23 protein-coding genes and 1 riboswitch are annotated in these 19894 nt (G+C 65.6%); of the genes, 11 read left to right on the plus strand and 12 right to left on the minus strand.

Translation table 11 applies throughout. From position 1 onward, the window contains the following. The 5 genes from RCH15_RS11925 to RCH15_RS11945 all read right to left on the minus strand — a co-directional run. Nucleotides 1-482: DUF222 domain-containing protein (locus RCH15_RS11925; RefSeq protein WP_326960879.1), on the minus strand; the 482-nt coding region annotated here is incomplete at its 3' end. Between the two features lie 89 nt (nucleotides 483-571). Continuing rightward, nucleotides 572-1450: an SDR family NAD(P)-dependent oxidoreductase gene (locus tag RCH15_RS11930; protein WP_326960880.1), complete on the minus strand. Its 879-nt coding sequence runs from the start codon at nucleotides 1448-1450 to the stop codon at nucleotides 572-574. A gap of 273 nt (nucleotides 1451-1723) precedes the next feature. Beyond that, complete coding sequence (locus RCH15_RS11935; protein WP_326960954.1) at nucleotides 1724-2254, minus strand: DUF2231 domain-containing protein; 531 nt, start codon at nucleotides 2252-2254, stop codon at nucleotides 1724-1726. A gap of 62 nt (nucleotides 2255-2316) precedes the next feature. Then, entirely contained in the window at nucleotides 2317-2775 is a 459-nt protein-coding gene (locus tag RCH15_RS11940; RefSeq protein ID WP_326960881.1) for a DUF2975 domain-containing protein, read from the minus strand. After that, entirely contained in the window at nucleotides 2765-3751 is a 987-nt protein-coding gene (locus RCH15_RS11945; RefSeq protein WP_326960955.1) for a methyltransferase family protein, read from the minus strand. The genes RCH15_RS11940 and RCH15_RS11945 overlap by 11 nt, the downstream gene beginning before the upstream one ends. A 185-nt stretch (nucleotides 3752-3936) precedes the next feature. On the opposite strand from RCH15_RS11945, the gene RCH15_RS11950 reads away from it, so the two are divergent. Continuing rightward, complete coding sequence (locus RCH15_RS11950) at nucleotides 3937-4278, plus strand: hypothetical protein (RefSeq protein WP_326960882.1); 342 nt, start codon at nucleotides 3937-3939, stop codon at nucleotides 4276-4278. A 44-nt stretch (nucleotides 4279-4322) separates the two neighbouring features. Here RCH15_RS11950 and RCH15_RS11955 read toward each other — a convergent pair whose 3' ends face one another. Next, nucleotides 4323-6476 carry a transglycosylase domain-containing protein gene (locus RCH15_RS11955; RefSeq protein ID WP_326960883.1) on the minus strand — a complete coding sequence of 718 codons (2154 nt, stop codon included), beginning with the start codon at nucleotides 6474-6476 and terminating at the stop codon, nucleotides 4323-4325. Nucleotides 6477-6712: 236 nt separating this feature from the next. Here RCH15_RS11955 and ggt point away from each other — a divergent pair, with 236 nt between their 5' ends. From ggt to RCH15_RS11975, 4 genes are all read left to right on the plus strand, one after another. Next, nucleotides 6713-8542, plus strand: coding sequence for a gamma-glutamyltransferase (gene ggt / locus RCH15_RS11960; protein WP_326960884.1), 1830 nt, complete (start codon nucleotides 6713-6715; stop codon nucleotides 8540-8542). A 70-nt stretch (nucleotides 8543-8612) separates the two neighbouring features. Next, on the plus strand, nucleotides 8613-9125 hold the full coding sequence (locus RCH15_RS11965; protein ID WP_326960885.1) for a mycothiol transferase: 513 nt from the start codon (nucleotides 8613-8615) through the stop codon (nucleotides 9123-9125). Nucleotides 9126-9251: 126 nt separating this feature from the next. Continuing rightward, nucleotides 9252-9710 (plus strand): universal stress protein, encoded by a 459-nt coding sequence (locus RCH15_RS11970; RefSeq protein ID WP_326960886.1) that lies wholly within the window; start codon nucleotides 9252-9254, stop codon nucleotides 9708-9710. 52 nt (nucleotides 9711-9762) lie between these two features. Then, nucleotides 9763-10410 (plus strand): DNA alkylation repair protein, encoded by a 648-nt coding sequence (locus RCH15_RS11975; RefSeq protein ID WP_326960887.1) that lies wholly within the window; start codon nucleotides 9763-9765, stop codon nucleotides 10408-10410. A 19-nt stretch (nucleotides 10411-10429) separates the two neighbouring features. Here RCH15_RS11975 and RCH15_RS11980 read toward each other — a convergent pair whose 3' ends face one another. Beyond that, the gene (locus RCH15_RS11980; RefSeq protein WP_326960888.1) at nucleotides 10430-10699 is read right to left on the minus strand and encodes a hypothetical protein; all 270 of its coding nucleotides are present in this window, start codon (nucleotides 10697-10699) and stop codon (nucleotides 10430-10432) included. A gap of 166 nt (nucleotides 10700-10865) precedes the next feature. Further along, a riboswitch (cyclic di-AMP (ydaO/yuaA leader) is annotated at nucleotides 10866-11067 on the plus strand. A 4-nt stretch (nucleotides 11068-11071) separates the two neighbouring features. Between RCH15_RS11980 and RCH15_RS11985 the strand changes: the two genes are divergently transcribed. Beyond that, entirely contained in the window at nucleotides 11072-11839 is a 768-nt protein-coding gene (locus RCH15_RS11985) for a hypothetical protein (protein ID WP_326960889.1), read from the plus strand. 60 nt (nucleotides 11840-11899) lie between these two features. On the opposite strand, the gene RCH15_RS11990 is transcribed toward RCH15_RS11985, so the two are convergent. Continuing rightward, nucleotides 11900-12487, minus strand: coding sequence for a dihydrofolate reductase family protein (locus tag RCH15_RS11990; protein ID WP_326960890.1), 588 nt, complete (start codon nucleotides 12485-12487; stop codon nucleotides 11900-11902). Between the two features lie 285 nt (nucleotides 12488-12772). Between RCH15_RS11990 and RCH15_RS11995 the strand changes: the two genes are divergently transcribed. Further along, nucleotides 12773-13783, plus strand: a complete 1011-nt coding sequence (locus RCH15_RS11995; RefSeq protein ID WP_326960891.1) for a serine hydrolase — start codon at nucleotides 12773-12775, stop codon at nucleotides 13781-13783. Between the two features lie 74 nt (nucleotides 13784-13857). On the opposite strand, the gene RCH15_RS12000 is transcribed toward RCH15_RS11995, so the two are convergent. Further along, nucleotides 13858-15315: a DUF5129 domain-containing protein gene (locus tag RCH15_RS12000; protein WP_326960892.1), complete on the minus strand. Its 1458-nt coding sequence runs from the start codon at nucleotides 15313-15315 to the stop codon at nucleotides 13858-13860. Between RCH15_RS12000 and RCH15_RS12005 the strand changes: the two genes are divergently transcribed. Continuing rightward, a complete protein-coding gene (locus RCH15_RS12005) occupies nucleotides 15316-15957 on the plus strand; it encodes a pentapeptide repeat-containing protein (protein WP_326960893.1) in 642 nt (213 codons plus the stop codon). A 103-nt stretch (nucleotides 15958-16060) separates the two neighbouring features. On the opposite strand, the gene RCH15_RS12010 is transcribed toward RCH15_RS12005, so the two are convergent. After that, nucleotides 16061-16399 (minus strand): YnfA family protein, encoded by a 339-nt coding sequence (locus RCH15_RS12010; protein ID WP_326960894.1) that lies wholly within the window; start codon nucleotides 16397-16399, stop codon nucleotides 16061-16063. Between the two features lie 116 nt (nucleotides 16400-16515). Beyond that, a complete protein-coding gene (locus tag RCH15_RS12015; protein ID WP_326960956.1) occupies nucleotides 16516-17220 on the minus strand; it encodes an endonuclease/exonuclease/phosphatase family protein in 705 nt (234 codons plus the stop codon). A gap of 200 nt (nucleotides 17221-17420) precedes the next feature. On the opposite strand from RCH15_RS12015, the gene RCH15_RS12020 reads away from it, so the two are divergent. Further along, on the plus strand, nucleotides 17421-17705 hold the full coding sequence (locus tag RCH15_RS12020; protein ID WP_326960895.1) for a DUF427 domain-containing protein: 285 nt from the start codon (nucleotides 17421-17423) through the stop codon (nucleotides 17703-17705). Between the two features lie 138 nt (nucleotides 17706-17843). Continuing rightward, the gene (locus RCH15_RS12025; RefSeq protein WP_326960896.1) at nucleotides 17844-18647 is read left to right on the plus strand and encodes a thioesterase family protein; all 804 of its coding nucleotides are present in this window, start codon (nucleotides 17844-17846) and stop codon (nucleotides 18645-18647) included. Between the two features lie 69 nt (nucleotides 18648-18716). Here RCH15_RS12025 and RCH15_RS12030 read toward each other — a convergent pair whose 3' ends face one another. Beyond that, nucleotides 18717-19100 carry a DUF2177 family protein gene (locus RCH15_RS12030; protein WP_326960897.1) on the minus strand — a complete coding sequence of 128 codons (384 nt, stop codon included), beginning with the start codon at nucleotides 19098-19100 and terminating at the stop codon, nucleotides 18717-18719. A gap of 16 nt (nucleotides 19101-19116) precedes the next feature. Between RCH15_RS12030 and RCH15_RS12035 the strand changes: the two genes are divergently transcribed. Further along, nucleotides 19117-19866, plus strand: coding sequence for a lipoate--protein ligase family protein (locus tag RCH15_RS12035; protein ID WP_326960957.1), 750 nt, complete (start codon nucleotides 19117-19119; stop codon nucleotides 19864-19866). Nucleotides 19867-19894: the final 28 nt, after the last annotated feature.

Here is a 19894-nt window from a genome sequence, read left to right on the forward strand (position 1 = left end):
ACGATCCGGGCGTGCTGCCAGGAGATCGTGCCGGCCTGCAGCGCGGCCAGGGTCCGCGGCAGCGCCGTCGTCAACGCCTGCGATTCGGAGACCAGCGCCGCGGCGGTCCCTTCACTGACCGTCAGGGCGCACGCGATCTCGGCGATAACGGCCATCGCCTGGGCGCTGCGCTCCTGAGCGGACCGCCCCGGGGGCGCCAAGGCCCCGGCCGCATGCACGAACCCAGCAGTCAGCAGGACCTTCAACGCCGCGGCCCGGGCCTCAAACCGCGCCACCTCCGTCAGGGCGTCCAGGCACACATCGGCCACCTCAAACAACGGATCGGTGCTACCCGAAGGATCCGTGCTACCCGAAGGATCCGGGCCAAGCGGATTCCCATGCTCCGCTGCGGCGGCCACGGAGACAGCAAACGCAGCCGCGGACTCGGCCAGCGCTGCCAAAGAATCCCTGCTCTCCGCACTCCAAGCTGTTCTGCTTGTCATACGGAAAGCCTAGGGGCAGGCACCGACAATAAGACGAACAGCCTGCTGCCGACTGGGCTGCACTGCGGGGTAACGAAGGGGGAGCGCAGTCATTCCATGTGGTGATCTTTTATGCCGGGATCTTCCATGCTGTGATCGGCCAGGACCGTGATGTCCAGGGGCATGCGGTTGGCGCGGCGGAGGCGTCCGGCCAGGACGTTGCGGACCCCCCGCGTCACCATGGTCCTCTTGGTCAGGTACCGGAATGCAGCGGTGTCGGAAGTTACGAGGTCCAGCAAGGGGCGCGCGGCAGCATCAGGGCCCTGCCCCCACAGTCCAACGACAATCTGCAGTGCGCCCAGTCCGTGCTCGTATCCGGGCTGGGACGTGATGTGCCCCAACATGTCGGTCGTCACCAGGCCCGGGTTCATGCCATGCACCCGGACACCGGTGCTCCGGGTTTCCAGCCGCAGCGTCTCCGTGAACTGGCGGACCCACCGCTTGCTCGACGCATACGCATTTTGCAACGCGACCGGACCCTGATCGCCCTGGCCGTAAACGTTGACGAGATCGCCATGGCCTTGATCGAGGAACACCGGCAGCGCAACCCTGGACCCATGGAACGTGCCGAGAATGTTCGTGCGGACCACCCGGGTGAAGTCGTCCACCGGTGTTGACGCCGTAGGCCCGAAGACACCGGAGGTTCCGGCGTTGTTGACCCAGATGTCGAGCGTCCCAAGGCGCAGGGCCTCGTCGCGCAGAACTTCGACGTCGGCCAGCTCACCGGTGTCACACCGCCGTCCGGACGCCGTGATCCCGTCCGCGCGCAGCCGTTCGACGGCGGCCGCGACGTCGTCGTCGGACCTGGACGCCAGCAACACCGTCGCTCCCGCGTGCCCCAGCACCCGGGCCATGGCGAACCCCAGGCCCCGGCTGGAGCCGGTCACCACAGCCACACGCCCGCGGAGGACGCCATCTTGCGCAGTCATCCTTCTCTCATACGCGCCGCAGCCACATTGAGCAAGAGCCGGAGGGGAAGCAGGGGAGCCGGTGAGCAGGGGAGCAGGTGAGTAGGTGACCATGACGGCGGCCTCCGTTGAGAGCCCGCGTCCTGGTGCCCTTCCACATCTGGACGGAACGGGAGAGCTTCGACAACGCCAATCGAGGACGGCGCACCGGAAGCCAGCCAGCACCTGTGGCTGGACAGAATCGAGACTAAGCGTGGCCAGTTTGCTGGGCATGGCATCACGATAGCCGGGGAGCTAATCAGGAATAACGGCTCTCTTGGCGGTTCCGCGGTTAAGTGCCAAATGCCCGCCCAGGAAGCCCGCCCCTGCCGCGACGGCGTTTCCGGTGAGGCCCAGCCCCGTGCCCAGGGCATATCGGCCGCGTTTGCGTGCGATCAGGGAGCCGAGGAAAAGAAACACGGCGGCATCGGTTCCCAGCGCGTGAACGGCGCCGATCCGGCGATCGGCGCCCGTCATTCCGGCCCAGTCACTGGCACCTGCGAGCGCCGTTGGCCCGGCTGCCGCCAGTCCGGCTCCGACCAGGAGTGTGGCGCTGCGGCGCGCTTGGGATCCTCCCGCCACATCCAGGATGGTCGCGCTGATCCAGCATCCGAGTGTTAGGTCGGTGAGAACCGGATGCACGGAGTGGCCCAGGACGGCGGTGTGGAACGGGCTGCGCCCCGCCCAGCCGAGGATCGGCCCATACACAAGTTCTTGGGCGGCGGCCACCTGGTCCGCGAGGGAACTCCCGGCCACGATCTGCGCCCATCGCTGCGGAGGAGGCATGTTGCTCACGTTCATTTACGGTACGCCGACGCGGTGCGGCTGTATAGGCGCCGGGCTCCCGGTTAATGGTGCGGCATCCGCAGGACTGCGGGCCGGTCCCCAAGGACGAGAACAAGGCCGCCCGCCGCGATCAGCGCCACAAGCCCTCCAGCGATGAGTCCAAACATCACACCCGGGGTCGCGTACCCCAAGCCACTCAATGCAGCAACTGCGGACACGACCAACGCAATAAAAGCGAGCAGGCAACCAACGGCCACCCGGAGCCAGTCGTAGGACAACTTATCGAATCCGTGGTGGCGGGCACGGAGGACAAGCCACACGCCGATGCCGGCGGGTACCTGCCAGCAAGCGATCGCCAGGATTCCCCAGGCGATTGCGGGCACCGCCAGCGGTTTGACTTCCGGAAAGACGGCAACCACGCGCGCAACCGCGGCGGGAAGAACCCACGCCTGCGTGAGGGCGCCGCCGAGCAGCAACGCGACGAGTGCGGCCGTGATCAGCAACAAGGTTTTACGGCTCAACGCGTTCGCCCGCCGCCGCACAGTTGCCGGACATTGCCCGGGTGGTCCGCCGGGACGCCGGCAGCCGCGGTAGCCAGCAGCGCACCGTGCCGCGGTAGTGCTTGAATTCCACGCCGAACCGACCCTCAAGGTCGGTTTCCTCCAGCGGCCTGACGGCGTAGTTCCATACCAGCGAACCTGCCACAGCATAGGCGGCGACCAGCCGCGACTGCAGGATAAGGCCGACGGCGGCGCCCTGGGCGATGCCTGCAACCGCCATCGTATTGCGGATCCAGTGACACGGACCTGCGATGACCAGGTGGTTGGGCATTGCCGCCGGCAGGGGAGTGCCAGCTCCCAGCGTTGACATTACAACTGCCGACCAGATCCCGAGAGCGCTGGCGAGTACCAGAACCGCGCCCCCGATGGGGCCCGTCCATGATGGAAAGGGAAGCTCCACCGCCCAGCGCTGTTCCAGGACCGCTATGACGGCGGGCAGGACCACCAGGAAAAACCCCCAGAACAGGACGATCTGCCCCAAGGTCGAAGCCACGTTGGTCGCGGCAGTCCGGCGGTTGCCGGCTGGGCGGAAGGCGAACGGACCGCGAATGAGCCACTCGGTCGGTACCCGCCCCAGCAGGACCAGGCACAGCGCGATCAGCGATCCTGCCGTGGCCGCGGCCATACTCAGGACTCCCCAGCCCGCCTCGGCAGTGATCGTGGCGTAGACGGCGAGCGCGACGGCGACCCCGCCGGTCCATCCGGTGGTCACTACCGCCGCCGCCCTGACGCTTGACGCTGCCACGGCTGATGCCAGCACGAACAGGGGAATGTCAAAGACTGCCACCGTGGCCGGGTCGAGAGTGCCGAGGGTCGCCGCGCGCGTCTCCGGTGATACGAAAACCGCCAACCACCACAAAAATCCCCCGACGGCCTGAAAAGCGTAGTAAGCCAGACCCCACTGACGCCACCGCGTCGCCGGCCCTGAGCGAATCATCAATGACGGCACCCGCGTGCTCGGGACACCGGCGGTCCTTGTGCCATAAACATTCCGTACCCCCTCCTCGAAGCTGGCCCCATCCTAGCCCGCGGCCACACACGCTCGAAAAGCGCGATTCGGTGCCTTGGCCGCCGTAGGCTGTGACGCAACCACCACGAACATCACATAAAACAGGGGAACCCATGTCGAGCAGCCCGTACGAACCGGACGCCTTTCAAGATCAGGATCTGCAGCCAGTCACGAGGGGGCAGCTCGGCTGGTTCATGGAGGGCATGCGGCACGCACGGCTGGCCACAGTGTTCGGCCTGCTGTCGATCTTCAGCCTGGGCATCCTCTTCGGGCCACTGGCCATCGCCCAGGCCAAGAAAGCCCAGGCTTTCGGGGTGCCCGCATCGGAGGGGAAAGTGCTCGGCTGGGTGGGGATTGGTTTGTTCATCCTGTGGGTGGTGTTCGCCCTCATTTACGTGGCCTTGATCATCACCCTGATTGGGAACCTCCCGGACTCGGCCCGGACAGCCGCCTGACCGGACGGAGTATTTCCGTAATTCCTCTTTCCCGCCGCCGCCCGTCAATCACCGCGATCCGGCTTCTTAGTCATGGACTCGGGCGGCGGCGGAAATTCATTGGTGGGATAAAGCCCGGCCACCTCGAGCATGTAGTTTGCCCACTGCGGCCCGGCAAGCATGTAACCGTCGATGGCCTTGTAAAACTTGCCGTTGACGGTGATGTTCTGGCCGGGACGCTTTTGACCCTCCAAAGCGTCTCCAAAGAACGAGGCAGTGGAGACCCCGGAGGTGTACCCCACCACCCAGGTGGCGCCGTTGGTGTTCGACGTTCCGGTCTTGGCTGCGACAGGGAAACTGCCCTGAACTTTGGGCTTGATATAAACACCGGAGCCCTTTTTTAGGACGTCCTGCAGGACGGAGTTCACCCCGCGGGCAACGGTGGGCTTGATGGCGTCGCGGCAGGACGTCGTCTCGGCAGGAAATTTCTTTCCCGCCGCATCGCTCACCTCGACAATGGCAACCGGCGCGCAATACGTACCGTCATTGGCGAACGTTGCAAACGCGTTGGCCAGCACCAGAGGCGCAACACCAATCGCCCCTAGCAGGTTCCCCAGCTGATGCATATTCACTTGCGCGTTATCCAGGCCGCTGTGGATCCCCACCGCGTCCACTGTCTTCTGGATGCCGCAGAAGTCCAGCTGGGCGGCCTCCGCGAACGTGGCCGTGTTGATCGAGTTGTACAGTCCGTAGTCGACGGGCATGGAACGGTAGTACCCGGCGTCGTTGTTCTGCAGGTCATCTGCCGCGCCGCGGTTCCGCTCCTTCGTGTTGTAGGCGCCGAGAACCTTCCCGCAGCTGGATTTCCACTTGAAGTCGAGCGGATATGTCCGGCGGGAGGCATCCACCTTCTCCGCCATCGACTTGCCCTCCTTGAGCCATTCCGCGAAGGTGAAAGGCTTCATAGTGGACCCGGGCTGGAACCCGCCGGCGCCATTGAGGTCGTTGCCTTCGGCGTCCCTGGAATCGACGTTCAAGTTCAGCTGGGTATCGAACTTGCCCGGCTCGGGTAGGAACACGGTGTTCTGGGCCATGGCCAGGATCTTTCCCGTTCCTGGCCCGATTGAGACCAGCGAAGCGCCCCACTTATCCGGGTTGGCCCCGGCCGTGGCATCGACCTGTTGCTGGGCCGCCGCCTGCAGCCTGCTGTCCAGCGTGGTGGTGATGGTCAGCCCGCCGCGGTACAGCTTCTTCACGCGAGCGGGGAGGTCGACGCCATAGGCCGGGTTGTTGAGGATGAGGTGCGAGACGTAGTCACAGAAGTAAGGCGCCATCTCCGCGCCTGCGCAGCCCTGCTTCCCTGCAGTGATGTGCAGTTCCACCCCGGTGGCGACGGCGGCGTCGTAGTCGGCCTGGGAAATCCTGCCGAGGGTGAGCATGGCGTCGAGGACCTGGTTGCGCCGCTGCATGGCGTTGTCGGGGTAAACCTCGGGATTGTAGAAACTGGGGCTCTTCACCAGGCCGGCGAGGAGGGCGGCCTGCGGCAGGGTCAGATCTTTGGCGCCGGTGCTGAAGAAGTGGCGCGACGCCGCTTCGATGCCGTAGGCATCCCGGCTGAAGAACACAATGTTCAGGTAACCCGCCAGGATCTGGTCCTTGGTGTATTTCTTCTCCAACTCAATCGCGAGCCGCATTTCACGGAGTTTGTCGCCGATGGACTTCTGCCCGTTCAGGACAATCCGATCTCCCTTGTCCGCCGACATTAAAGACTCGTTGAGGACGTTGGTAACGTACTGCTGGGTGAGGGTGGAGGCGCCTTGCCGGCCGCCCTTGGTCAGGTTGGAGGCCAACGCCCGCAAAATGCCTTGTCCGTCAACACCGCCGTGCTCATAGAAGCGCCGGTCCTCGATGGCGACAATAGCGTCCTTCATGAACGGCGATATTTGGTCTAAACCGACGCGTACCCGGTTCTCCGCATAGAACGTGGCGATCGTCCTTCCGTCCGCCGTGAGGACTTTGGTGGACTGCGATGGCGTATCCACCGTCAATTCCGCCGGCAGATTGTTGAAAAAGATGATCGATTGCCTGGCAGCAATGCCGGCACTCGCGACGGCGGGCACCAGGAGGCTGGCGGCAAGCACGCCGCACGTCGCGCTCACGACGAAGTATCCGAAGATCCTCCAGAGGCCAGCGGCAAACTGGGAACCAGTCCGTGCCATGTGCTGACTGTAGCGGGGGACACGGTCCGCGCACTACCCAAGTGAATCGGCGCGAGTGAATCGGCGCGAGTGAATCGGCGCGGCTGGATCGGCTCCAAGTGAATCGGCGCGGCTGAATCGGTGCGGCTGCCACGCGGAGGTTTGTACGAGTCACCGCCGGACGTTGAGTGTCGGAGTCAGGAGGCGTAGCGTGACAATAGTTGTCAACACAACTGTGACGAAGCAGGCGAGAGATCATGGGACTTCTGACGCGGAGGCTGGCGGCCCTCACGGCGGCCGCGGCCCTGAGCGTGACAGGCGGCGCCGTCGCCGCCCCCGCCAACGCCGATCAGCGCGAGACGGTCAAAACCGCGACGGCCACCGGCTATGGGGGTGCTGTGAGCACCGTGGACCCGGAGGCATCCGCCGCGGCGATCGACGTCCTCCGCGACGGCGGCAACGCCGTTGACGCGGCCGTCGCAGCGGCCGCCACCCTTGGCGTGACCGAACCTTACAGCGCAGGGATTGGGGGCGGCGGCTACTTCGTCTTTTACGACGCGAAGACCGGCAAAGTGGGCACCATCGACGGCCGCGAGACGGCACCGGCGGGCATGCCGCGCGATGCGTTCATTGACCCCGCCACGGGTCAGCCGTACCGCTTCACGCCCGAGCTGGTCACCAGCGGCGTCTCCGTCGGTGTCCCCGGCACGCCGGCCACCTGGCAGCGCGCGCTCGACAGGTGGGGGACCGTCAGCCTTGCTGCGGCCCTCAAGCCCGCCATTGATGTGGCGGCCCGTGGCTTCCTGGTAGACGATACTTTCCGGCAGCAAACCCTGGATAACAAGCTTCGGTTCGAAGCATTTGCCTCGACGAGTACCCTCTTCCTCCCGGGTGGTGACGCGCCCGCCGTCGGAAGTGTCCTCCGGAACCCGGACCTCGCCGCGACCTACCGGCTCCTTGCACGTAACGGCACAGACAGCTTTTATGGCGGCCCGCTCGCGGCCGAAATTGCCGCGACCGTCCAGTCGCCGCCCAAGACGGCCACCACCACATTGCCCGTCCCTGCCGGCCATCTGACGACGTCGGATCTTGCCGCCTATCGGTCCCTGGACCAGGCGCCCACGCACGTGAACTACCGCGGTTTGGACGTGTACGGCATGGCGCCGTCCAGCAGCGGCGGCACCACGGTGGGGGAAGCGCTGAACATCCTGGGCCCGTCCAACCTCGCGGAGCAGCCAGCGGCCGGTGCCTTGCATCAATACCTTGAGGCGAGCGCGCTCGCCTTCGCGGACCGCGGTAAGTACGTGGGCGATCCGGCGTTCGGCGACGTCCCCACCGCCGCGCTCACCGATCCGCTGTTCGGCAAGGAGCGCGCCTGCCGGATCGATCCGCTCCAGGCCGCCGTGAAGCCCGTCGCCCCGGGGGATCTCTCAGCGTACGACGGCGTGTGCCCGGCGGCCGCCGCCGCGTCCGCCAACGAGCTGGATACCGAAAACATTTCGACGACCAACATGACCGTCGCGGATAAGTGGGGAAACGTTGTCGAGTACACGCTGACGATCGAACAGACCGGCGGATCCGGCATGGTGGTCCCCGGCCGCGGTTTCCTGCTCAACAACGAGCTCACAGATTTCTCCACCGTGTACGACGAGGTAGACCCGAACCGGATCGAGCCGGGCAAGCGCCCGCGCTCGTCCATGGCGCCGACCATCATCCTCGAGGAAGGCAAACCGTTCCTCGCGCTCGGTTCCCCCGGTGGATCGACGATCATCACCACCGTCCTGCAAACGATCCTGAACCGGGTGGACCTGGGCATGACCGTCTCTGAGGCCATTGCTGCGCCGCGCGCCTCGCAGCGGAACACGGCCAAGGTCACGGCCGAGCCGGAGTTCATTACGGCGTACGGAGACCTGTTGACGCCATACGGCCATCAGTTCACCCCGTCGGGCGACGCCTTCACCTCGGCTGCGGAAATCGGCGCCGCGACTGCCATCGAGTTCAGGCCCGACGGCGGCATGGTGGCGGCCGCCGAGCCTGTGCGGCGCGGGGGCGGATCCGCGATGGTCCTCTGCCCGTCGTCGGGATAGTGCCCTATCCGGCGGTGCGCTCTCCGTGTAAGCATGAGGATTCAGCGACGACGCACGGTGAGGGGACACGATGAAATCCAAGGAACTGCTGCTGGACGCCTTCGGCCGGATCCGCGAAGCAGTGGCCGCCACCCTCGACGGGGTGGACGGGGACGCCCTGCTCCGCCGGCCCGCCGGCAACGGCAATTCCCTGGCGTGGCTGGTCTGGCATCTCAGCCGGGTCGAGGACGCACAGATCGCCGGCGCCTCCGGCCTTGAACAGGTGTGGACCGCGCAGGGGTTCGTTGGCCGCTTCGATCTGCCCCTGCCCGAGCGCGACACCGGCTACGGCCATTCGTCCGAGGAGGTGGACGCCGTCAAGGTCCCGGCGGAGCTCCTGCTGGAATACTACGACGCCGTGCACCGCCAGACCGTGGCGTTCCTCGAATCCCTCGGCGACGAGGATATGGATCGGGTCATCGATACGCGCTGGAACCCGCCCGTCACCCTCGCAGTGCGGCTGGTCAGCACCATCGCCGACTGCCTCCAGCACGCGGGGCAGGCAGCCTACGCGAAGGGCTTGGATCCGGCCCGCACCCTCTAGGAGGCGCCCGCTGCGCCACCCGGGTGGGAGCGGTGAAATTGGGTCGTGCGCACCTTGACACTGACTTTCGCGCCCGCAGACACTGAAGAGTCCACGCTGCTCACGAGATGCAAGGGAACGGAACACATGACCAGCACAGGTTCGTTCGTGATTGTTGTCGGGTTTGACGGTTCCGGGAATTCCCACAATGCCCTCAGGTGGGCCGTTGACGAAGCAAAACAGCGGAACGGCGAAATCCGTCTTCTCACAGCCTGGGCGAAGTCCCCGCTCGCCTGGTACCCGGCGCTGCTGGAAACGGCCGCGGGCGAGGTCGTAACGCAAGATTCCCCCCACCAAGCAGCAGAGACCATGCAGGCTGCTGCCCTGACGTTCGTTGAGAAAGCGGGGGTGTCCGCCACCGGCCTGGTCGTCCAGAATGATTCGGCGGCCTCTGCACTCCTGGAAGCCGCCCACGACGCTGATCTGGTGGTGGTTGGCTCCCGGGGGCACGGCGGCTTTTCCGGCCTGCATGTGGGGTCGGTGGCAACACAAATCATCAATCATGCACCGTGCCCTGTCCTGGTGGTCCGGCCCAAGACTTCCTGAGGGCGACCGCCGGTGCACCGGATCCGGATCCGGGGTGCGGAAGAATGTCCCCATGAGCGAAGCCGGCGATTTCATTGACAGGGCGCTTCAACGCGAGTCATCGTGGAGCCGTGCCGAGGAAGCGGAAGGACGGTTCGGCAGCGGTCACCGATACTACGGCTCGTCCGTCGGAGCTGTGCGTGGGACGGTCCGCGACACCCTGCGCCGGCATCAGGATCTGACGCACGATGACATCACCGCGTTGAGCTCCGAGTTGTGGGAGGTGCCCGTCTTCGAACGCCGCCTCGCCGCCGTCGTGCTCCTGCAGTCAAAGGTCCGCGTGCTGACCAACACCGACCTGACCCGGATCGAGGGCTTCGTGCGCACGGCCCGGGTGGACGCGCTGGTGGATCCGCTGGCGCTCGACGTCGTCGGACCGCTGGTCGGCGGACTCGACGTCGTAGGGAGGGTCCGCGCCGACAGCGTCCTGGACCGCTGGGTGCGGGACCCCGATGCCTGGCTTCGCCGCGCGGCTGTGCTGTCTCCGCTGCCGGAGTTGCGCGCCGGTGCGGGAGACTGGTCCCGGTTCGTCCGACACGCCCGCTCGGTGCTGACGGAGCCACCGGAACGGCGGGACGGCGACGCGGATGCCGCGGGGGCCGTCACCCTGGTGCTCGCCGAGATGGCCAAGCACCGGCCGGAGCTGAATTTCCAGGAGTAAACTCCGCCCCGGCGTTTTCTTAGCCTGCCGGGCGGCGCTCCACCACCGCGTAGGCCTTTTCGTCCAGGAACACCCAATCGGTGACCACCATGAATCCGAGGGCGTCCACGCGGTCATTCAGCACGTGGATGTCGAAGCCCCCATCGCGTGGTTCCGCATCCCAGGTCGAGACGTGGACCTCCCCGTTCTCCAGGACCAGCAGCTCGGTGTTGACGTTGAAATCTTCAGCTGGCTGCGTGCTGAGCTGGCAAATCGCCACACTGTGTCGTGGGACGTTGATGGTGTTCATAGTGGGCCCTCCGCGTCGAGGATACGGTGATGGCATCACCTTACGCCCCGGGCTGAAACGGGAGCCACGCTGCTGGACGGACCATCCCCGCGGCCACCTCGATGTGACAGGCTGTGATCGTTCCGTTACCGTTGATGGGTGCCTGTTGTTTCCGAGACGGGCTCTCCCCAGCCGATTGCCTAACTCTGTCGCGGCCCGGGGACAACTCGCAGCAACGTCCGGCAGAGACGGGGAAACCACATTTTGACCCGCTTTTTTCAGGGGTCTTGGGGTGAAGCCGCACAGCCCGTTACGATCGGGCCCGCGTGCGGCCGGGTGACTCCCATCCGAATCCGACAGCTCACCTCGCAGGCATTGGGAGAGGCTCCTTTAATGACTTTTAGCAATACCCGTGCGCCCAAACGCGTTTCCGCCGGCACCATCGGCCGCCAGGCCGCAGTTCTCGTCGCCACATCAGGGATGGTGCTCAGCGGCGCCATGGCCGCAAATGCAGCCGAGGCTCCCGCCCAGCGCGACTCCGCACCGGCGTCGTCCGTTGACGTCCAGGGCGCGGTGTCCGCGCCGGTTATGGCCGACTCCGCAGTACAGATCACCTTCGAGCGTCCGGCCGTAGTGACCACCCCGGCTCCGGTCGTTGAGGCGCCCAAGCCCGTTGAGGCGCCCAAGCCTGTGGCAGCTCCGAAGGCGGCTGTCGCAGCAGCGGCGCCGGTCCGTGCCGCGTCAGTGGCCCCGGCCGCGGCACCCGCCGCAGCCAAGGCCACCGTCAAGGTTCAGGCTGCCCCCGCCCCGGCCGCGGCACCCGCTCCGGCCGCGGCAGCAGGCGGCGTCAACGCCACGCTGCTGGCCGTAGCCTACGGCCAGATCGGCATCACCCAGGACTGCACCGCCATGGTGGAGAAGGCCCTGAACGCTGCCGGCATCCCGGTCGGTGACATCGGACCGCGGGCTTTCCTGAACTACGGCACGGTCGTCGGCACCCCTCAGCCCGGCGACATCATTGTCCAGTCCGGCCACGTTGCCATCTACGCCGGCAACGGCCAGGCTATCAGCGGCGGCATGAACGGCGTCAACGCCACGATGGCCCACCCGCTGTCCTGGCTGACCGCCACGGGCCCCGTAACGTTCGTCCGCGCCGGCTAGCACCACCGCTTAGCTCTGCGTACAGCAGGCCGGTTGATCGGTTGCCTTGGGGGCAGCTGATCACCGGCCTTCTGCGTCCCCGGCGCCGGGGTCAACGTCGTACCGCAGCAGCACCACGCCGTTGCCGAAGGCACGGGTGTCCAGCAGCTGCAGCGAGGTTGTGTCATCGGCAGCCTGGAACAGCGGCTTGCCCCGTCCCACGAGAACCGGGTGGACGTAGACCCGGTACTCATCAATCAGGCCCAAGTGACGGAAAGTCGCCGCGAGGTCCGAACCGCTTAAGGCGAGGTCACCGCCGGGCTGCTCCTTGAGCGTCATCACCTCATCCACGACGACGTCGCGCACCACCCGGGCGTTCCACTCGGCTTTATCCAGGGTCCTGGAGTAGACAATCTTGGGCATGTCCCGCCAGATCTGTGCGAACTCGACCATCGGGGGAGTGCTTAACGGGTCCTGGTCCGCCGTCGGCCAGAAAGCGGCCATCAGCTCATACATGACACGCCCGTCCAGGAAAGCGCCCATGCTCCGGAGCTCGCTGTTGAAGTGCCGGTGCAGCTCATCATCCACCCGATGCCAGCCCAGGTCCCGCTCCGGACCCTCGATGAAGCCATCGAGGGATACCTGCATCATCAATACCACCTTGCGCATGGCGTTCTCCTTTGCGGCGCTGCGGACTCTTGGCGGACGGGGAGTTTCAGCGTACTCCGGGAACCCCTGCCGGGGCAGGGGAGCATGGAGCGGCCTTCAGCACTGATGGACGGGTCCAAGATTTCTACAAGGTCCGGGCTTGCATTGACGCACGGTTGGGAGAAAGATGTGGGGAAGTTTGGACCATCCACGGACCTACGTTTTCGGAGGTAGAGCATGCCTGCGAGCCCGCCCGTGGCAGTAGACACCGGCTCACACCCGACCCTGTTCCGGGGATGAGAACCTATGCAGTCATGGGGTCCCGGCCGGCACTTCAGCAGCGGCCGACACACGTCCACGTCGGCCCGCCGGACCGGCCGGCGCCTGCCCGGAACTCCTGACCGGTTCCGCCCGCACCTCCTGGTGGTACTGGTGGCCGTCCTCGCCTTAATCTCGGCCGCCACCATTTACGCCACCATCCAGGCCCGGGATCCCGTTTTCGCCGAACCGCCGGCTCCCGCCGCAACGTCAGCGACTGCCGCCGGCGCCGCCCCGACCGTGCCGTCGCCCCCGCCCCCGGCGCCGGTCCCGACGCCGTCCGCCACCGCCGTCGTTCCTCCCACGCCCGCGATTGGTCCGGCGCTGGATGAGGAGATCAACAACGTCATCCAATCCAACAGCGCCTACCGGGTGGGCGTGGCCCTCGTGGATGTGGCGGACGGAGCAGTCCACGAGTATGGGGCGAAGAACAAGTTCGTTGCTGCCAGTACCGCTAAAATTCTGGCCGCGGCGTCGTATTACCATCTGGTGGAAACCGGCAAAGCCTCTTTGGGGGCACGGATGGGCGCGTCCACCTCCGGACAGCAGATCCGGCAAATGGTCCAGCAAAGCAACAACGATTCGTGGGCCTTGATCATGGCCGCGATTGGTGCCCGCGCCCTGACGAACTATGCCGCCACCCTGGACATCCCCTACGACCGGTCGGTCAACAGCCTCACGCCCGCGGAGATGGCGAAAACTCTGACCGAGCTGTACAGCGGCAGGCTGCTCAACGCCGAGAACACCCGGCAGCTGCTGTCCTACATGCAGAAAACCAACTTCGAAACCCTGATTCCGGCCGCCGTGCCCCCTGGGGTCACCGTGTTCCACAAATACGGCCTGCTGAACGGATACCTGCACGACTCGAGCATTCTCGTGAGGGGGGACAAGGCTTACGTCTTTGTGGTGTACACCCAGGGCAGGGGCCTATCGGACATGGCTGCCCGGACGCGAATTATCCACCAGCTCACCACGACGGTCGCCGCCGGGCTCTTCTGACGAAAAAATCCCCGTCCCGGACACCGCCGTGGCTCCCTGACGGCGGGTCCGCCGTCGAACGCTGGAGAGGCGCGCTAGAAGCTCGACGAACTTCCCGACCCGGAGAAGCTGCCGCCGCTGCCGCCGTAGCCGGTGGTGCTGCCGCCGCCGCCGCGGGCACTGCCGACACTGCTCACCCCGGTGTTGAAACCGGAGTTGAAGGTGGGCACCGAGAAGAAGTAGTACGCGGGGTATACGGTGCCCAAAATACTGGGCTCGTAGGTGCGCCCGTATTTGGCCTTGCTGCCGGCCTGTGCGCTCTCCATGTCATCGCGCATGAGGCTGGCCTCCTTCTCGTTCTTGGCAAAAGCTGCAATGACGGTGTCGGAGTGGTTTTTGAGCAGCTCGGACAGATGGGTGCGGGCATCGCGCAGCCGGTCGAGGGCAGTCTCCGGAGTGATGATGCCCTCCGCGAGTTCAGAGGTCCACCGTTCGAGTTCGCGGTGGCTTTCATCCCGGAAGGAACGCAGCGCTGCCGCGGTTGCGGAGTCGGATTGGGCGTGGCGCTTGCTGAGCATCTGTTCGATGGCCGCCAGATCCGCGCGGAAAGGGGCCAGTTGCCGGTCCCAGGCCGGCGCCCACGCGGACCCGCGGTTGAGCAGGGCGTTGGTGTCCGCGATGACGTCGTCGAGGGCATCCAGTTCAGCGGCGGCATCGGCATAGCTGCGGATCAGCTTCAAGTTGGGGCGTTTACCCAGGTCCCGGGACGACATGGCGTGGACCTGGTTCGAGAGGCCGGTGGCCGTGTTGTATTTTGCGAGGAAGGTCCTGTGTTTTTCCAGAACGGTGCTGCCGTAGCGGGACGCTTCCGGGATGGTCTCAGCGTTAAGTTCGGTGACCTGCAGGTCCATGCTGACGTTGGAATAGCTGGCGTCGCCGCGGGCCAGTTCCTTCCGGCTGCCGACCCTGGTCCGCCACCGCACCATCAGCCATGTCCCCGCGCCGGCGACGGCGGCTGCCACGGTGGTCCAGGCGGTGACGAGGAAGGCAGTGGACCGGTACCACGGCTGGTTAATCAGCTCCGCGCCGCGGGTGATCCCGGCGATGGTGCCGTCCGTCCACTGGGCATCGCGATAGAGGTCCTTTGAGGCGTTCTGAATGTCGTCCCGCTGGTCCAGCGAGACTTTGCGGTCCTCGCCCATGTACGTCCCAACATGCCGGCCCACCGGGTCCAGGGCGAAGATGAAAAGCCCGTTCGCCCACTTCTGCCCGTCCTCGCTGATCCACTCCGGATGCTCGGCACGGGCAAACCGCAGGACTTCCTCGTTCAGGTTGTCCGCCGAGGATCCGTTGTACGTATAGATGGCCACTTTGGTGGGCTGGTAGAAATCAATCGCCCGCACCGCCGGCAGTAGGGTGTTCTGGTCCAGCACCCCCGCCTGGTCGGCCACGACGACGTCGACCGGTGTGACGGCCACCGCCGCCGGCCCCGCACTGGTCAGCCCGATCAGAACGAGAGCGAGGACGCCCATGATTTTCCGCACGATTCCCATTTGCCGAGCGTAGTGCCTGCCAGCGGCGGCGTCGATCTCACCGGCGTCGATCTCTCCGGCGTCGATCTCTCCGGCGTCGATCTCTCCGGCGTCGCGGCCGCGCCGGTGGGACGGCGGAGTGAACTAAACGGGTGCCCGGCGCTCTGGCGGCGGCCCTCCGGTGAACCTAGGCTTTTTGTATCGAACAACCAGCACTTGAAAGGGTTCCCAATGAGACTGAGTCACCTCCCCTTGCGCTTGACCACCGGGGCGTTCATTTTGAATTCAGGGCTGAACAAGCGCCGCTTGGACGCAGAGGGTGCTGCCGGTTTGCAGGCCATGGCGGCGAGGGTTTATCCACCAGCCAGCAGCATGAAACCGGAGCTGTTTGGGAAGATGCTCAGCTACGCCGAAATGTCCCTGGGGGCCGCACTTCTTGCGCCGTTCGTGCCCAGCCGCCTCGCCGGGGTAGGGCTCGCGTTCTTCTCGGGGTCGCTGTTCACCATATATCTGAAGACCCCGGGGATGACCTTGGCCGACGGAATCCGCCCCAGCCAGCAAGGCACGGTCCTGGCCAAGGATGTCTGGATGCTGGGCATCGCCGGCGCACTCATCCTGGACCGGAAGGGTGCCGTCAAACGTTCCGGCGGCGCGCCTTCCTGACGTCAGGAACCCCGTCGATGCCGGATATCGGCTGCACCCGACCCACCCCCTTTTAGCCGGCAGTGCGCTCTAGCCGGCAATGCGCTCTAGCCGGCAATGCGCTCTAGCCGGCAGTGCGGGGGGCGAACATGATGATGGAAACGCCAACAAGGCAGATGATGGAGCCAACCACGTCCCAGCGGTCCGGGCGGAAGCCGTCAAAGACCATGCCCCAGGCCAGGGACCCCGCAACGAAGACTCCGCCGTAGGCTGCGAGAATCCGCCCGAAGGTGGCATCGGGCTGCAGGGTCGCAATGAACCCGTAGATCCCCAGCGCGACGACGCCCAGACCGGCCCACCACCACTCGCGGCCCTCGCGGATCGCCTGCCACACCAGCCAGGCGCCGCCGATTTCGGCCGCGGCGGCCAGGACAAAAAGCAATACCGACTTTGCGATGTTCATGGGGTGGCCCTACCGGTCAGGCGTCGGACCCAGAGGTTCATGCCGTGGCTTTCCCGCGCGGATGCCTTGGCGCGAGGACAGCCGGCGCTACGTCGGTCCGGGTCAGTAGTCCTGGACTATGCCGCAGGTGACGCGGCACTGTCGGGGGCGTCCTGGCCGTACTCCGCCGAGATGAGGATGGGGAGATGGTCGGAGGCCCCGTGGGGGAGTGTTTCCACGCTTTCGATATTAAGGCCCTGTGATGTGGCGAAATCAAAGTGGCCCTTAAAGACCTTGTAGCGCGTATAAGTGCGGCGGTCGCTGAGGGTCAGGTCGTAGCCGGCCCCCTTCATTTCCTCCGTGAGGTACTTCGTGAAGAACGGGTAATTGAAGTCCCCCACCATCAGGGACATGAGGCCGCCGCCCATGCTGAGCAACTCCGCGTGCGCCGCGTGGATCTGGTTTCGACGCAGCGAGTTCGACGCCGTGAGGGGAGCCGCGTGGAAGGAGGCGAGGACGAGGTCGTGATCCGTTTCGTTGTCGACCATCCGGGTGCCGATAAGCCGTTCGTGCGCGGGTGACAGCACGCGGTCATGCAGCGACTTCTTCAGGGCAAAAGCCTTGGTTTCGTAGGCCTTGAACCGGTCCCTGCGGTAGTAGATTGCCAGGCCCAGCCGGTTGCCCTTGGTGGAATCCGCCAGGTGCAGGTCCCCGATGGTGTCCGGGAGGTCGTTGGTATCGCATTCCTGGAGGCACAGGGCATCGATCTCAAAAGTGCGGGCCAGATCAACCAGCTCACCGATCGCATGGTGCTTACGCAGGTTGTAGCTGATGACTCGAATCAGGGGAGCACCTCTTCGGTGGATAGTCGCGGAAAATCTCCTTTCGAGTCTACCCAGTCCAACGGACCGGGGCAGATTTCAGTGCGCGATCCTGCGGGCGGACGGAATCAATCCATGGCGCCGGTCGTTGAGCGAGTGGCGGGCGGACACTGGAACGTCCCGGTCAGAGCAGTTCACGGCTACGAGCAGGAGACCCCATCATGGCAAAGGCGATCTGGAACGACGCGGTCATCGCAGAGAGTGACAACACGGTCATGGTGGAGGGAAACCATTACTTCCCGTTGACCGCCGTGAAGTCCGAATACCTCGAAGACAGCAACTACAGCACCGTCTGCCCCTGGAAAGGCACGGCCAGCTATTACAGCCTGGTGGTCGATGGCCAGAAGAACCAGGATGCCGCGTGGTACTACGGCGACCCGAAGTCCGGCGCCCGGCAGATCAAGGACCATGTGGCCTTCTGGCGGGGTGTGCGGGTAGAAGCCTAGATGTCTTGACCCGGGAGGTTGGTGACACGCGGGTTAGTACACCTGGACCTCCGCGACCCGGCGCTCTGCGTGCGCCACGGCACCGGCAGACAGGCGATAGTGTGTTCTGGGATTACCAGCCACGCGAAAGGTTCCACCTTGTCTGTTGAACTACCGGTGCTTGCCGACGGCGACTTCTACTACGAGGCCCTGGGCGGCGGGCGGTACCGTTCCACCATCCACGCCCAGGGAGCCTGGAATGTGCACGAACAGCACATGGCCCCCGCCTCCGGCATCATGGCCGATTGCTTGGCCCGGCACGAGCCGCGCGAGGACATGCGGATGGCCCGGCTGAGCTACGAAATCCTGGGCCTGATTCCCGGCGGTGAGTTCGAGGTGGTGACCACCACGCTTCGCCCGGGCCGGACCATTGAACTGCTGCAGGCCGAGCTGACCGCCGGCGGCCGTACCGCGATCCGCGCCACTGCCTGGCGGATGATCACGTCCGACACCTCGTCGATCGCGGCCTTCGAAGATCCCAGGATCCCCGCGCCGGAGGACTGCGCACCGTACGATGCCGCCACCGTCTGGCCGGGCGGCTACATCGCATCGCTGCAGATGCGGATTGCCGACGGGCACCGGGCCGGATCAGGGACCGTCTGGCTCCGCACCCAACACCCGCTCACCGACAAAAAGGACAGCAGCGACCTCGCCCGGCTGATCGGCCTGGTCGATACTGCCAACGGGATTGCTGCCCGCGTTCCCCCGGGCAAGGGCAGCTACGCCTTCCCCAACCTGGATCTGCAGATCCATATGTACCGGGGGCCGGAAGGTGAGTGGCTGGGACTGGACAACGAAGTCACGTTCGGCACGGACGGCATCGGCCTGACCTCCACGGTGCTGCATGACCTTCAGGGCCCCTTTGGCCGCGCCGAGCAGATCCTGACGCTGCGGAAGTCCTAGGACTTCCGCAGGCCCGGCGGTCTGGCAGACGCGAGGGGCGGGGCTGGCTGCCCGGGCAGGGGAACAGCCTCAGTGGAAGAACAGCCAGCCAACCACCGTCGCCAGACCGGTCAGGACGGCGCCCCAGGCAATGTCAGCCACCACGATGACGAGCGGCCAGTTCTTCAGGGTCGCGGCGTTGGTGAGGTCATAGGTGGCGTAGGCGAAGGTTCCCAGTGCGGCGCCGTACCCCAGCGCTGAGAGCCAACTGCCGCCGTCGAGCGCGGGCTGAAGCGCGAAGAAAACGATCCCGGCGATGTACAGGACGTAGAAGACAACGGCGTACCCTAGATGGGGTTTGTCAGCCATGAGGTGCCCCAGGTGGCCCCGGTAGAACCTGCTCATCGACTTGAGCCAGACGGAGTCGATGAGGGCGAACGCGGCGGCTACGACGAGGAACTGCAAAATGAGCATAAGGGAGCATAACAAGATGCCGGAGGCCTCAGGTGCAGCGCGGGCGCTGACCATTTTCCGGCAGGAACACTCCCTTGGCGCCGCCGCTGACCTGGACCTCGCCCTGGAGCTGCTGGGCCGGGTTAAGACCGGCGCGGCGGGCCCCATGCTCCGCCTGTACCGGCCGGCGCCCACCGTGGCGTTCGGGCAGCGGGATACGCACCTGCCCGGCTTCGACGCCGCGGCGCAGGCCTGCCGTGAGCTGGGCTTCGAGCCGCTGATCCGGAAAGCCGGGGGACGCGCCGCTGCGTACCACCAGGGGACGCTGGTAATTGATCATTTGGAGCCGGCCGCAGATGCGATCGCCGGGGCCAAGGGGCGCTTTTCGTTCTTCGGGGAACTGCTGGCCTCCGCGCTGCGGAGCGCCGGCGTCGACGCTGCGGTGGGGGAAATCCCCGGCGAGTACTGCCCGGGCGAATTCAGCGTCCACGGACAGGATCCGCAGTGTCCGCAGCACCAGCTCAAACTCATCGGTACTGCCCAGCGGGTGGTGGCCGGCGGCTGGCTGTTCAGCTCAGTCATCGTGGTGGAGAACTCCGCCCCGATCCGTGCGGTGCTGGAGGCCAGTTACTCAGCCCTCGGACTGGACTGGGATCCGGCCACAGCCGGCGCCGTCAATGACCTCGTTCCGCATCTGGATGTCGACGCCATCGAGGCCGCCGTGATCGAAACGTACGCCCGCTACGCGGCCCTGGACGAGGGCGACTTCAGCGCACTGCTGCGCTGATCCCGTCCCGCGCTTCACCGCGGCACGC

Origin of the sequence: Arthrobacter sp. MP_M4 (assembly GCF_035984855.1) — a bacterium.
GTDB lineage: Bacteria > Actinomycetota > Actinomycetes > Actinomycetales > Micrococcaceae > Arthrobacter.